Annotated in this window: 12 protein-coding genes and 1 tRNA gene; 7 read left to right on the top strand and 6 right to left on the bottom strand. The window is 62.9% G+C overall.

Annotated features, from left to right (window positions below; genetic code table 11):
• Nucleotides 1-43 precede the first annotated feature (43 nt).
• The gene (locus ACXYL9_RS00375) at nucleotides 44-1,693 is read left to right on the top strand and encodes an acyl-CoA dehydrogenase family protein (RefSeq protein ID WP_459037605.1); all 1,650 of its coding nucleotides are present in this window, start codon (nucleotides 44-46) and stop codon (nucleotides 1,691-1,693) included.
• A 3-nt stretch (nucleotides 1,694-1,696) separates the two neighbouring features.
• Here the strand turns inward: ACXYL9_RS00375 and ACXYL9_RS00370 are convergent, their stop codons facing one another.
• From ACXYL9_RS00370 to ACXYL9_RS00355, 4 genes are all read right to left on the bottom strand, one after another.
• Entirely contained in the window at nucleotides 1,697-2,965 is a 1,269-nt protein-coding gene (locus tag ACXYL9_RS00370; protein WP_459039828.1) for an acyl-CoA dehydrogenase family protein, read from the bottom strand.
• Complete coding sequence (locus ACXYL9_RS00365) at nucleotides 2,898-4,385, bottom strand: phosphotransferase family protein (protein WP_459037604.1); 1,488 nt, start codon at nucleotides 4,383-4,385, stop codon at nucleotides 2,898-2,900. Before ACXYL9_RS00365 ends, ACXYL9_RS00370 begins: the two co-directional genes overlap by 68 nt.
• A gap of 171 nt (nucleotides 4,386-4,556) precedes the next feature.
• Nucleotides 4,557-4,643: transfer RNA gene (locus ACXYL9_RS00360), tRNA-Leu, on the bottom strand.
• Between the two features lie 128 nt (nucleotides 4,644-4,771).
• Nucleotides 4,772-5,677 carry a zinc-ribbon domain-containing protein gene (locus ACXYL9_RS00355; RefSeq protein ID WP_459037603.1) on the bottom strand — a complete coding sequence of 302 codons (906 nt, stop codon included), beginning with the start codon at nucleotides 5,675-5,677 and terminating at the stop codon, nucleotides 4,772-4,774.
• 154 nt (nucleotides 5,678-5,831) lie between these two features.
• On the opposite strand from ACXYL9_RS00355, the gene ftsE reads away from it, so the two are divergent.
• The 4 genes from ftsE to ACXYL9_RS00335 are packed head-to-tail and all read left to right on the top strand — an operon-like array spanning nucleotide 5,832 to nucleotide 8,718.
• On the top strand, nucleotides 5,832-6,566 hold the full coding sequence (ftsE, locus tag ACXYL9_RS00350; RefSeq protein ID WP_459037602.1) for a cell division ATP-binding protein FtsE: 735 nt from the start codon (nucleotides 5,832-5,834) through the stop codon (nucleotides 6,564-6,566).
• Complete coding sequence (locus tag ACXYL9_RS00345; protein WP_459037601.1) at nucleotides 6,563-7,495, top strand: cell division protein FtsX; 933 nt, start codon at nucleotides 6,563-6,565, stop codon at nucleotides 7,493-7,495. The genes ftsE and ACXYL9_RS00345 overlap by 4 nt, the downstream gene beginning before the upstream one ends.
• Nucleotides 7,492-8,022, top strand: a complete 531-nt coding sequence (locus tag ACXYL9_RS00340; RefSeq protein ID WP_459037600.1) for a YdcF family protein — start codon at nucleotides 7,492-7,494, stop codon at nucleotides 8,020-8,022. Before ACXYL9_RS00345 ends, ACXYL9_RS00340 begins: the two co-directional genes overlap by 4 nt.
• A 9-nt stretch (nucleotides 8,023-8,031) precedes the next feature.
• Nucleotides 8,032-8,718, top strand: a complete 687-nt coding sequence (locus tag ACXYL9_RS00335) for a lysophospholipid acyltransferase family protein (RefSeq protein ID WP_459037599.1) — start codon at nucleotides 8,032-8,034, stop codon at nucleotides 8,716-8,718.
• On the opposite strand, the gene ACXYL9_RS00330 is transcribed toward ACXYL9_RS00335, so the two are convergent.
• Both ACXYL9_RS00330 and ACXYL9_RS00325 read right to left on the bottom strand, forming a co-directional pair.
• Nucleotides 8,719-9,621 (bottom strand): prephenate/arogenate dehydrogenase family protein, encoded by a 903-nt coding sequence (locus ACXYL9_RS00330; protein ID WP_459037598.1) that lies wholly within the window; start codon nucleotides 9,619-9,621, stop codon nucleotides 8,719-8,721. It lies immediately after the preceding gene.
• Nucleotides 9,618-10,712, bottom strand: coding sequence for a pyridoxal phosphate-dependent aminotransferase (locus ACXYL9_RS00325; protein WP_459037597.1), 1,095 nt, complete (start codon nucleotides 10,710-10,712; stop codon nucleotides 9,618-9,620). The genes ACXYL9_RS00330 and ACXYL9_RS00325 overlap by 4 nt, the downstream gene beginning before the upstream one ends.
• Before the next feature lie 121 nt (nucleotides 10,713-10,833).
• On the opposite strand from ACXYL9_RS00325, the gene metX reads away from it, so the two are divergent.
• Nucleotides 10,834-11,943 carry a homoserine O-acetyltransferase MetX gene (gene metX, locus ACXYL9_RS00320; RefSeq protein ID WP_459037596.1) on the top strand — a complete coding sequence of 370 codons (1,110 nt, stop codon included), beginning with the start codon at nucleotides 10,834-10,836 and terminating at the stop codon, nucleotides 11,941-11,943.
• Nucleotides 11,936-12,547, top strand: coding sequence for a methionine biosynthesis protein MetW (metW, locus tag ACXYL9_RS00315; protein ID WP_459037595.1), 612 nt, complete (start codon nucleotides 11,936-11,938; stop codon nucleotides 12,545-12,547). Before metX ends, metW begins: the two co-directional genes overlap by 8 nt.
• The last annotated feature ends 10 nt before the right edge of the window (nucleotides 12,548-12,557 follow it).

Here is a 12,557-nt window from a genome sequence, read left to right as displayed (position 1 = left end):
CACGCTAGGCCCAAGCTGGCGCGGGCGGTGAGGAGCAGCAGTAATGAGCGAGTGGATCGAGCGAGCCAGAGCGGCTTGCCGGGCGGCCAGCGCCTATCGCGATGTCGCCCGCGAAGCTGTCGCTCGCGAAGTTGCGCCCGATGGCACGCCCGTCCCAGCGCTGGTTGAGCGCGAACAGCGCCAGGTCCACGGCTTCGGATGGATCGGTACACTCGTCGCCGCGCTCGAAGCCACAGCCGACTGGGCTGCGCGCGGTTCCGCCGGCGGTCGGTTCGGCGAGGTCGAGGCGCTGGTCCTGCAGATCGGCTTTGGTGAGTACCTGCACCAGCTAGTCAGCGCCCTGCCGATGAGCCAAAACGAGATGGTGCGTCCCGCCGATCTCGGCATTCGCGAGGCGGCCGAGACGCTGGCCGCCGACAGCGAGGTGCGGCATTTTCTCGAGCATGGGAACATCGCCGCCAACCGCGCTGCATTGGCTCGTGCGCTCGGTGAAAGGACCGTGCCGGACGAGGCTTTCGGCGACGAAACTCTCGACATGATCCGCGCGCAGTTCCGCGCATTCACAGCCGATCGGATCGCACCACACGCGCATCGCTGGCATCTGGAAGATACGTTGATACCGATCGAAACCGTGCGCGAGATGGCCGATCTTGGCGTGTTCGGCGTTTGCATTGGCGAGGAATTCGGCGGACTGGGACTGGGCAAGACCGCCATGTGCCTTGTTTCGGAAGAGCTTTCTCGCGGGTGGATCTGCGCAGGCTCGCTTGGGACTAGATCGGAAATCGCCGCCGAGTTGATCGGGGAAAATGGCACGCCGGAGCAAAAAGCGACGTGGTTACCGCGGCTGGCCGATGGCTCAGTGCTGCCAACAGCTGTCTTCACCGAGCCCGATACCGGCTCCGACCTTGCCTCAGTCGCCACCCGCGCTGCGCGGCAGGCGGGTGGCGGTTGGCAGATTAGCGGTGCCAAGACCTGGATCACCCATGCCGCCCGGGCCGATCTGATGACGGTGCTGTGCCGCACCGATCCCGGCACCCCCGGATATGGCGGACTATCGATGCTGCTGGCGGAGAAAACCCGCGGAACAGATGCCGCACCGTTTCCCGATTCCGGTATCGAGGGCAGCGAGATCGGGGTGCTCGGCTATCGCGGAATGAAGGAATATGCGCTTGGCTTCGACGGCTTCCCGGTCGCCGCCGACGGCCTGCTGGGCGGGGTCGAGGGGCAGGGATTCAAACAGCTCATGCGGACCTTTGAAAGCGCGCGCATCCAGACCGCTGCGCGCGCAGTAGGGGTGGGATGGAACGCCTTCGACCTCGGCCTGTCCTATGCGCTCGAACGCAAGCAGTTCTGCAAGCCATTGATTGCCTTCCCGCGGGTGGCGGACAAGCTGGCGCTGATGGTTGCCGAACTGGTGATGGCGCGCGAGCTGACCTATTCGGCCGCCCGCCACAAGGACAAGGGCGAACGCTGCGATATCGAGGCTGGCATGGCCAAGTTGCTCGCCGCCCGCGTCGCCTGGGCCAATGCCGACAATGCGCTGCAAATTCACGGCGGCAATGGTTACGCGCTCGAATACCCCATCAGCCGGGTGCTGTGCGATGCGCGGATCCTCAACATCTTTGAAGGAGCCGGAGAGATCCAGGCCCAGGTGATCGGCCGCGGCACCTTGCGCGCCCAGGGCCAGACCTGAAAACTACTGGCGCACGCCCTTGGGTGCACGTTGGTCCATGAAGCCGAACATATAGCCAGCCACGCGGCGCATCTGGATTTCTTCCGCGCCTTCGGTGATGCGATAGCGGCGGTGGTGGCGATAGATATGTTCGAACGGCTTGTGGCGAGAGTAGCCGAGGCCGCCATGTACCTGCATTGCCCGATCGGCGGCTTCGCAACACAGCCGGTTGGACCAGTAATTGCACATGGAAACCTTGTCCGACACCGAGAACGCGCCGTAAGTATCCATCTGCCAAGCGGTCTTGTGGATCAGCGCGCGCAGCATTTCGCACTGGGTCTGCAACTCCACCAGTGGAAACTGGATGCCCTGGTTCGTCGCTAGCGGTTTGCCGAAGGGTTTGCGTTCCCGGGCGTATTTAACAGATTCATCGATGCAGAACTGAGCCGCTCCGAGCGAAGAGGCCGCCTGCCTGATACGGTTTTCATTGAAGAAATGCTGGACGATCTCGAGGCCGCGTCCCTCTTCACCAAAGATGGTGCCGTGGGGAACGCGCACATCTTTCAGCGAAATGCTGCCATGATCGGTCGGCATGTTGAAGGTCCAGAGCAGTTCCTCGAGCTTGAAACCGGGCGCGTCGGTCGGCACCAGGAATGCAGTGATGCCTGCCCCGTCGCCGGCCTTGCCGCTGGTTCGGGCCATGATCATCGCATGCGATGCCTTGTGGATGCCCGTGTTCCAGGATTTTTCGCCATTTATGATCCACTCGTCGCCGTTGCGCACAGCAGTGGTTTCCATGTGGGTTGCGTCGGACCCGTGCGCAGCCTCGGTGATGCCGAAGGTGAAGCCGCCTTCGCCTTTCAGCATGGGTTCGAGCCATTCTTCCTTTTGCACATCGGAGCCATAGGCATCCATCAGCAGCGGCCCGACCAGATTACCGACAACCGAGTGTTCGGTCTGGAGATCGTTGAAAAGACCCAGCCCCTTCGCCGCCAGATGCTCGCGGATGATCGCCATGTCGAGATTGCTGCCGTTCTGGCCGCCCCATTTTTCGGGCAGTGCGAAACGATAGAACCCAGCCCTGTCGGCTATGCGCTTCGCCTTGGCCATCAGCGATTCCCAGTCTTCGATCGGTCGGCCGCCGTCCTCCCAATTGGTGCGCGCATCCTCGCGGCGATGGTCGAAGAAGCGATTGTTGTCGTCCTGCATCTGGAGCGGCATGATCTCAGCCTCGATGAAGGCATCCAGCCGGTCGAGATAGGCTTGCGTGCTCGCTGGAATGTCGAAGTTCATCATCTGCAATCCCCCCTTGGCCAAGCGCTGCAGCAAGGCCCGAATATTTCGGCTGGTCGATCGCAAGCTGGTTGACCACCGTATTTCGGAGATGGTCGGCCAGTCCGGGATGGTCCAGCGCTATCTCGCCGCTGCGCAAGCCCATGACGAGCTGCCAGCGAAGCTCATCGAGCGATCCGGTCGAACCGACGAGCCTCGACAACCTGTCCTGCTCGGCTTCGCGCGTGATGCGACCAAGCTTGAGTTCGCGAATGACTATGTCGAGCGAGTTGGAAGCCACCAGTGCCATGAATCCATTGCGATCATCCAGAGCGCCCCGGACATCCTTGCGCAGGAAGTCGCGGACGCTGGCCAGTAATTCCTCGCTGCTGGGCATGTCGACGGTCGTGGTCGCAATGCTCGGTCGCAGCAGTTCGACAGGTCCGGGGATTATCAGATTGACGCAATCGGTCTGGCATTCGGAGGATCGCCTGGCGATGCCGGGACGCTCGACGCTCGGCTCCGGCCCGTGCCGCCAGCTGTCCTGCATCTTGAGGCAGCCGATAGCCCACCAGAAAGAGCCGAAGACTTCCCAAAAGCGGAGGTGGTTCGGGTCGATCTTTCGCCCGCATTCCGCTTCATAGCCGGCCAGCAATTCGTCGCGAGTGCCGAACCCGCCGACGGGTAATTCGTAGCGACCGAAGCGCCATGAATTGGTGCAGATCCAGCCCAGATCGCGGACCGGATCGCCGATATAGGCCAATTCCCAATCGAGCACGGCGACGATGCCTTCGGGTGCTACCATGATGTTGCCATTGCGGAAATCGCTGTGCGTCAGCCAATGCCCCGTTTGCGGGGGAAGATTGTCCAGCAGCCATCGTGCAGTGAAGTCGATCATGGGCTGCGGTGTTTCGAACGTCTGGTATTCGTCCCACATCTTCCGGACCAGCTCACCGGTCGCTGTTTCGGTCAGGACATCGCGCAGCCCGGAAGCGTCGAGATCGATGTCGTGGATACGCGCGAGAATCCGTCCGCACTCACGAGCGAGCTTCGGGCGGACTTGATCGAGCTCGGGGAGCTTGTTGATCCGCGCGCCCAGTGTCTCGCCGTCGAGCCACTCCATGATGAAGCCTGCGCCCAGGCCGTTCTCGGGTTTCAGAGTGTAGTGAACCTCAGGCTCAGGCACGCCTGCCTTGCGGGCGATGTCGAACAGCATGGCCTCGACTGCGAGACCGGGAGCACCGGAAAATCCGGCATCGTCTTCACCGCCTGTCGCCCGGCGCATTGCCAGCAAGCGCTTCCTGCCGCCACTCAAGATTTCGATACGGTACGTTTCCTGACTGGCACCGCCGCTCAATCGGACACAGCTGACAAGTGTTTCGAACCCGGCGATCGCGTGCGCGAGGACGGCTGTCAGTTTCTCTTCAAACGAATCTGCCATTCTTTTCGGGTTCCGCTCCCTTTTGTATCGAATCAATCCCCCAGCGCCAGATTGTCGTAAACAAAGTGGACAGCGGTAATCGAATGCAGGGGATGATGACCAGCCGGAACGGCAGGACCTTCGACGGCGTCGCTCCACATGGAGGCGGTATCGGCTTTGAAAGGGACCTGTTGGTGCGGTCGAGAAGACTCGAACTTCCACGGGCGTTAGCCCACAACGACCTCAACGTTGCGCGTCTACCAGTTCCGCCACGACCGCACACAGTCAGGGCCGTTCAAATCAGCGGCCCCGGGGAGGTAGGAGCGCGCCACTAGCAGCGAGTGGAGGCACCTGCAAGACGCTTTCACACAGGCGGCGAGAGCTTCCTTGGCGCTTGGCGCGATCAGTCAGCTCGGGCTCCAGCCGATGCGGGCTTTCCGGGCCCGCTTGGGTATCTCGTTGCTGGCCTCGTTGATGGTCAGGCTTTCGCCGGGGGCAAGCGTGTCTTTCTCCGGATCGATGACCCAGCGCCAGACGCGGGTATCGGTCTCGTCGTAGAAGGCGATCAGCACATCGGGGACCCGGCGGGATTCGCGGCCGACATTGGTTATCGTCCCGCTGACGGCGAACAGGATGCTTTCATCGGGCAAGGTGCGCCGATCTTGTCGATCCTCGGGAAAATCGAGCACGAGATCGGGCTGCTCGACCCCGAAGGTCGGCTGCTGAACCGGCAACCAGTCAGGCGTGCCGTAATAGGATAGTGTCGCAATGACCCCGACAGCGAGCAGCGCAAAGACCGCCGCAACCGCAGTCCACATCTTGAGCGGGTTGCGGCGCGACCGGAACGGTGGTTCGTAGTCGAACTGCGAATAATCGTCTTCGGATTCGGCTACGGGTGGCGGAGTGGGAGCCGCCTCGCTGACCGGAGGAGGCCCCTCAAGAGAAGTGTCCGCGTAGGGATCGCTTTCGGCTGCCTCATCGGCAGGAAATTGCTGCGACGGAACGGGCGGCGGCGCCGCTTTGGGTGCTTCGTCCACCTCAGCTTGTTCAGAGCTCTCAGCAGCGGGATCGGTCGCAGGAGTCGATTGATTCTCCGGCTGGGTCTCATCCTCGGGCACAGGTGGCGGAGGGGGCGGCGCGGGTGGAGGGGTCGGCAGCGGGGCGGGCCTCGCATCTTCCCCAGTGTCGATCTGCGGCCCATCCTGGAACCAGCTATGCTTGCACTTGGCACAGCGGACCGTGCGTCCCTCCACGCCGATAGCGCTATCGGGTACCACATAGCGGGTTGAACAGGCTGGACAGGCGATGATCATCGAAGCCTAGCCTTAGGCCTGCTGGGGAATCACTGGCAAGGTCGCTTGTGGGGGAAGCAATTGCGCTTGCCGCTTTTTTCCACATCGAAGGGCCGCTATAGCCCTCGAGTACTGATGTTTTCCGCCACAATGCCCCCATTCGAAAGGTCTGCCGATGTCCGAAGGTGACGAAGAGGTCGTGACCTTTGACAACGTCGGCCTACGCTACGGCCAGGGCAAGGAGGTGTTAAGCGACATCTCTTTCACCTTGTGGCCGGGCAGTTTCTATTTCCTCACCGGTGCCAGCGGCGCGGGCAAGACCTCTCTGCTCAAGCTGCTCTATCTGGCCCAGCGTCCCTCGCGCGGGGTCATCCGCATGTTCGGTACCGATGTCATCACTCTGCCCCGCGCCCGGTTGCCCAGCTATCGCCGTCGGCTCGGCGTGGTTTTCCAGGACTTCCGGCTGGTTCCGCACATGTCGGCGCATGACAACATTGCTCTGCCGCTCAGGGTGTCAGGCGTCTCGGAGGCGGATTTGGCCAAGCCCGTCGCCGACATGCTCGAATGGGTAGGCCTTGCCCACCGTGCCGAAGCGCGACCAGCGACACTTTCCGGCGGTGAACAACAGCGTGTGGCCATCGCCCGCGCGGTGATCGGTCGGCCCGACGTGCTGGTGGCGGACGAGCCAACCGGTAACGTCGATCCGGAGATGGCGGTCAAGCTGCTGCGCCTGTTCGAGGCGCTCAACCGCCTCGGAACCACGGTAGTGGTGGCGACCCATGACCTGCACCTGCTGCAAAAAGTGCCGCAATCGATGATCATGCGGCTCGACAAGGGGCGCCTGTCCGATCCCACGGGAATGCTGCGCAATCCCCCGCGCCACAAGGCGGCAGAGGCGCGCCCGCGATGAGCAAGACACCGCCTGTCAAAAGCCGTCTGGGTCGTGGGTTGGTACCGTTTCGGGGCGAACGGGCCAGCCAGTTGTTGCCGCAGGGCAGCCTGGCCGGACCGGTGCCGTGGGTCATCGCCATCATGGTCGCCTTGACGGTCATCGCGACTGCTTCAGGGCTGGCCTTGAGCAATCTTGCCGATGGCGCACAGGCGGAGCTTTCGGGCGGCGCCACGATCCAAGTGGTCGAGGCTGACCCAACCGAACGCACGCGACAGGCGCAGGCGGTGGAAGAAGTGCTGGCCGGATTCCCGGAGGTGGCTACCATTCGGCGCGTACCCCAGAGCGAGCTGGAAGGTCTGCTAGAGCCGTGGCTTGGTGCCGGGATCGATGGCGAGACGGTGCCGGTGCCCGCGTTGATAGACGTCCGCCTGCGTGAAGAAGCAACTCCGGACAAGTTGCGGCGGATGCGCGCGGCCCTCCTGCAAGTTGCGCCCGATGCGCGGATTGATGCCCAGGCGACATGGCTCGGCCCGGTCTTCTCGGCGATTGCCTCGCTGCAATATCTGGCTCTGGCGCTGGTCGTGCTGCTTGCCACGACCAGCCTTGCAGCGGTGTTCCTTGCTGCCCGTAGTGCGCTCGGCAGCAATCGCGAGACAATCGAGGTCGTCCACCTGCTGGGCGGGACCGACACCCAGATCGCGCGTGTATTCCAGCGGACCGTGGCGGCGGATGCGGCGCTTGGCGGAGCGGTCGGGCTGGTTCTGGGGGCGGCGGCAGTGCTGTTCCTTGGGCAACGTTTTGCCGCACTCGATAGCGGCATGGTGGCCGGTGGCGGCCTCGGTTGGCATGATTGGCTGGCAATCGCCCTTGTGCCGTTGATCACCGTATTGCTGGCCATGGTGACCGCGCGGCTGACCGTTGTCGCTGCACTGAGGAAGATGCTGTGATCTGGCGACTTTTCCTCCTTCTCTTCGTGAGCTGGGTGCTCGGCTTCATGTGGTTTGCCGTGACCCTGCCGCAGCCATTGTCCGAGCAGGAAACCGATGCAGTCATAGTGCCGACGGGCGGAGCCGGGCGGATCGCGCACGGATTGCAGATCCTTGATCAGGGTAAGGCGAGGCTGGTGTTGGTGACCGGTGTCGATACCGATGTCCGGCCGGTAGAGTTTGCGGAAGAGTTCAACGTTTCGATGGACCAGATGCAGTGCTGCGTCGTGCTCGGCTTCGAGGCGATGAATACCCGCGGCAATGCGGTGGAAACCGCGGATTGGGTCGCCCGCAACAAGATCCGCTCATTGCGGTTGGTAACCTCCGACTGGCACATGCGCCGTGCGGCGTCCGAATTGCGGCGGCAATTGCCGACCAATATCCGCATCGTCGAGGATGCAGTGGCGACCGAGCCATCGCTGTTCACCCTGTTCCTCGAATACAACAAGCTGCTGGCAAGCTGGCTCTCGCGGTTCGTCCCGCTATAAGGCCCGGCCATGATTACGCTGCGCAATATCGTTTTCTACCCGGTTTATTATATCGGCAGCACAATCTGCGTGCTGATCTCGCTGCTGGGTGCCTTCGTCGGCAAGGCGGCTTTTCGCCGCGCGGTGAAGAACTGGGGGAGCTGGCATCGCTGGTGCCTGCGCCATATCCTCGGCATCAGGATCGTCATCGAAGGTAGCGGACCGGTCGATACGCCGACCCTCTATGCGGTGAAGCATGAAAGCTTTTTCGAGGCGCTTGATGCGCCTTACATGTTCACCAACCCCGTGGTCTTCGCCAAGAAGGAACTGTTTGCCATTCCGGTCTGGGGCTATCTCGCCCGCCGCTATGGCCTTGTACCGGTCGCCCGCAACGAAGGCGCCAAAGCGCTGATGATGATCATGCGTGAAGCTCGGGCCAAAGCCGAGGAAGGGCGCCCATTGGTGATCTTCCCAGAAGGCACCCGTGTCCCGCACGGCCACCACGGCAAGCTGCAATCGGGGTTTTCGGGGATCTACAAGATGGTCAAGCTGCCGGTAATCCCGGTCGCGGTGAACAGCGGGCCGCTTTACCACCGGACATGGAAACGACCCGGCACCATTACCTACCGCTTCGGCGAGCCAATCCCCGCCGGGTTGCCACGCGACGAAGTAGAAAGACGGACCGAGGCAGCGATCAACGCGCTGAACAGCGTCTGATCAGTGATCGCGGCCAAAATCGGGCGCCGCGTCGTCCTGTCCCTCGTCGATGATCGAACGGCGGATATCGCGGGTCCGGCTGAACAGATCGTGCAGCGTGTCGCCGTCTCCTGCACGGATGGCGCGCTGCAAAGCGGTGAGGTCCTCGGTGAAGCGGCCGAGCATTTCCAGCACTGCGTCGCGATTGTTAAGGAACACGTCGCGCCACATTACCGGATCGCTGGCGGCGATGCGGGTAAAATCGCGAAAACCACCGGCCGAATATTTGATGACTTCGCTCCTGGTCACGTCTTCCATGTCCGACGCCGTGCCGACGATCGTGTAAGCGATCAAATGGGGGATATGACTGGTCACCGCCAACACCAGGTCGTGGTGTTCGGCGTCCATGATTTCGACCCGCGCACCCAGAAGACGCCATAGCTCGGCCAGCCGCTGGACCGCGTCTTCTGGCGCATCCGCGGGCGGGGTCAGGATGCACCAGCGCCCATCGAACAGGCTTGAAAATCCGGCATCGGGACCGCTTTGCTCGGTCCCGGCAACCGGGTGTGCAGGGATGGCAACATGGTCGGGCAGCGCCTGGGCCAAGGCCTGCTGGACCGATCGCTTGGACGAGCCGACATCACTGACGATCGCTCCTGCGGGCAAGGATGCCGCAATTTCGCGGGCCGCCTCCTGCATTGCACCAACGGGCACGCACAGGATTACGAGATCGCAGCCGAGGACTGCCTCCTCCGCGCTCTCGGCAATTTGCGCCACCAATCCACGCTCGGCAGCGCGAGCCCTGGTGGTAGGATCGCGGTCGTATCCGACGGTTCCCACGCCAGGCAATCTTTCCCGCAGCGCCAGGCCGAGCGAACCGCCTAGCAGGCCAAGTCCGATAATGGCTACCCGCGAGAAACTCATTGTGCTTCCTCGGCTGCGGCGGAAATGATCGCAGCGATCGCGTTCATATCGTCAGCCATGCCGACCGTGATGCGCAATGCCTGCGGCAAGCCCTGGCCGGGAAGATGCCGGACGGCGTAGCCCCCCTCGACTAGCGCTTCGAGTGCAACTTCGGCCGTCAGAGACCCTTCGAACAGGACAAGGACGAAATTGGCCTTGCTCGGCAGGGGACGGATGCCATGGTTGCCGAGGGCCCGCATCGCTTCGCTGAAACGCGCCAGTTCGCGCGTGTTGTGAGCGCGGGTCTCGGCAAGGAATCCCTGGTGCTCCAGCGCGGCGAGCGCCGCGCGCTGACCGCTGCCGGTGACATTGAAGGGGCCCCGAATGCGATTGAGCGCAGCGACCAGGTGCGGAGCTCCGGTGGCCCAGCCGATCCGTTCACCGGCCAGACCATAGGCCTTGGAAAAGGTGCGGGTGACGAGCACGTTGTCATGCGCTTCAGCCAGCGCAAACCCGCCATCGTCCTCGTCAGGGCCAAGATACTCGGCATAAGCCTGATCGAGCACGAACAGCACGTCGGACGGCAGGCCCGCATGAAGCCGTTCGATCTCTTCGCGCGGGAGGAAGCTGCCGGTCGGATTGTTGGGGTTGGCGAGGAAGAGGACGCGGGTTCGCTCGGTCACCGCTGCCAGCAACGCATCGACGTCGGCGCCATAATCGGCATCGGGTGCCTCGACCGGCACCGCGCCGCAGCGCCGGGCGGCGATATCATAGACCGCGAAGCTGTAGCGGCTGAACAGGACTTCGTCGGGACCGTCGGGACCGGTCCCCGCGAAAGCTTGTGCCGCCAGGTTGAGCAATTCGTCCGACCCGGTGCCGCACACGATCCGCTCGGGCGCGAGGCTGTGCATCTTTCCGAGCGCGGCGCGCAGAGCCGTAGCATCGGGATCGGGATAGATCGCAGGGCCGGCCGGCTGCCCCAGTGCTTCAAGCGCCCTGTCCGAGCAGCCAAGTGGATTTTCATTGGCCGACAGCTTGGTCAGAACCTGTCCACCCTTGCTGGTGGCGCGGCCCGGCACATAGGCGTGGATCGCTTCGATCCAGGGTTTCATTGTCGGGCGCTGTGTCATCTCGGCTATGGGGCCTTAAAGAAATACCGCCCTTCGACAAGCGTTAGGCGACGCGGTAAGAGACGAGAAAGTCTTTCCCCTCCCTCTCGTGGCAATATCTCAAGTGTCTCACACGCCCCAAACCCTTGCGCTTCCAGACCCGTTGCCGCTCGACAGCGGGCAGGCGCTGGACGGCGTTGAGATAGCATATGAGACTTATGGCGAGCTCAACGCGGACGGGTCCAACGCGGTGCTTGTCTGTCATGCACTGACCGGCGATCAATATGTTGCCTCGCAGCATCCCGTAACCGGAAAGCCCGGCTGGTGGGAACGGATGGTTGGCCCCGGCAAGCCGATCGATACCGCGCGTTATCACGTTATTTGCCCCAACGTCATCGGCAGTTGCCTTGGATCGACCGGGCCGGGCAGCGCGTCACCCGATGGCGCGCCCTACGCCATGCGGTTTCCGGTCATCACTATTCGCGACATGGTGCGGGCAACAGTGGCGTTGCTCGATGCGCTGGGGATCGCGCGCTTGCACACGGTGGTGGGTGGATCGATGGGCGGGATGCAGGCGCTGAGCCTTGCGGCCAATTTCCCCGATCGCGCTGCGCGGGTGCTGGCGATCGCGTCGACGAGCCGCCACTCGGCCCAGAACATCGCCTTTCACGAACTGGGCCGCCAGGCGATCATGGCCGATCCGAACTGGCAAGGCGGCGATTATTACGGCGGCGAGCTTTCACCCGACGCCGGCCTCGCGGTGGCGCGGATGGCGGCGCATATCACCTATCTTTCCGAAGAGGGGCTGACCGAGAAATTTGGCCGACGGCTGCAGGATCGCCCCGATGGCACGCCCGGCGCTCGCACCTTTGGCTTCGATGCCGATTTCCAGGTCGAAAGCTACCTGCGCTATCAGGGCAGCGGGTTCACTCGACGGTTCGACGCCAATAGCTATCTCTACATTACCCGCGCGATGGATTATTTTGACCTGGCGGAGGAACACGGCGGGCGGCTGGCTGACGCGTTCCACGGCACATCATCGCGTTTTTGCCTGGTCAGCTTCGACACCGATTGGCTCTACCCAACTGCGGAAAGCCGGCACGTAGTCCACGCGCTCAACGCGGTTGGCGCGCCGGTCAGCTTCGTCGAACTTGCAGCGCCCTATGGCCATGACAGCTTCCTGCTCGATGTGCCCGCGCTCGACCGGGTCGTAAAGGGATTCCTCGATGGTTGAAACGCTTCGCCCCGACCTTGCCGCGATCCTCCACCGGGTAGAGCCGGACACACGCGCCCTGGATGTGGGATGCGGCGATGGCGTGATGATGGCGGCCTTGCGAGACCAAAAGGGTGTCGACGCGCGCGGGATCGAGATTGATGGGGGGTGCGTCGCGGCCTGTGTCGCGCGGGGGCTGAGCGTGGTGCAGGGCGATGCCGACCGCGACCTTGCCTTCTATCCCGACGGGGCATTCGACTACGCGATCCTGAGCCAGACCCTGCAAACAGCAGCCCGGCCCGATCACATGTTGTCAGAATTGCTGCGCGTGGGCCGCCGCGCCTTCATCAGCTTTCCCAATTTCGCCTATTGGCGAATGCGCTGGGCGCTGGCGAGCAGCGGCCGAATGCCGGTAACGCGACACCTGCCGGTGAGCTGGTACGAAACCGCCAATATCCACCACGTGACGGTAACCGATTTCGTGGAACTGGCCGCCGAACTTGGCGTTTCTATCGAGCGCCAATGGTTCTTCACCAATGAGCGTGAAGTGAGCGCAAGCGGAGCCAATTGGCGCGCGGAATACGCGCTTTTCGAGGTGAGTGCAGACAGCCCGTCGCGCTCGTAGCGGTTCAAGC

The sequence above is a fragment of the Qipengyuania sp. CAU 1752 genome, assembly GCF_054482615.1.
This window is presented reverse-complemented; position numbering and strand designations above follow the sequence as displayed.

What these genes read in the sequence shown, in the direction of transcription:
- ACXYL9_RS00375 (WP_459037605.1), top strand. Translation starts at nt 44, where the DNA reads ATGAGCGAGTGGATCGAGCGAGCCAGAGCGGCTTGCCGGGCGGCCAGC.
- ACXYL9_RS00325 (WP_459037597.1), bottom strand. Translation starts at nt 10,712, where the DNA reads ATGAAACCCTGGATCGAAGCGATCCACGCCTATGTGCCGGGCCGCGCC.
- ftsE (WP_459037602.1), top strand. Translation starts at nt 5,832, where the DNA reads ATGTCCGAAGGTGACGAAGAGGTCGTGACCTTTGACAACGTCGGCCTA.
- metW (WP_459037595.1), top strand. Translation starts at nt 11,936, where the DNA reads ATGGTTGAAACGCTTCGCCCCGACCTTGCCGCGATCCTCCACCGGGTA.
- ACXYL9_RS00365 (WP_459037604.1), bottom strand. Translation starts at nt 4,385, where the DNA reads ATGGCAGATTCGTTTGAAGAGAAACTGACAGCCGTCCTCGCGCACGCG.
- ACXYL9_RS00370 (WP_459039828.1), bottom strand. Translation starts at nt 2,965, where the DNA reads ATGAACTTCGACATTCCAGCGAGCACGCAAGCCTATCTCGACCGGCTG.
- ACXYL9_RS00330 (WP_459037598.1), bottom strand. Translation starts at nt 9,621, where the DNA reads ATGAGTTTCTCGCGGGTAGCCATTATCGGACTTGGCCTGCTAGGCGGT.
- ACXYL9_RS00335 (WP_459037599.1), top strand. Translation starts at nt 8,032, where the DNA reads ATGATTACGCTGCGCAATATCGTTTTCTACCCGGTTTATTATATCGGC.
- ACXYL9_RS00345 (WP_459037601.1), top strand. Translation starts at nt 6,563, where the DNA reads ATGAGCAAGACACCGCCTGTCAAAAGCCGTCTGGGTCGTGGGTTGGTA.
- ACXYL9_RS00355 (WP_459037603.1), bottom strand. Translation starts at nt 5,677, where the DNA reads ATGATCATCGCCTGTCCAGCCTGTTCAACCCGCTATGTGGTACCCGAT.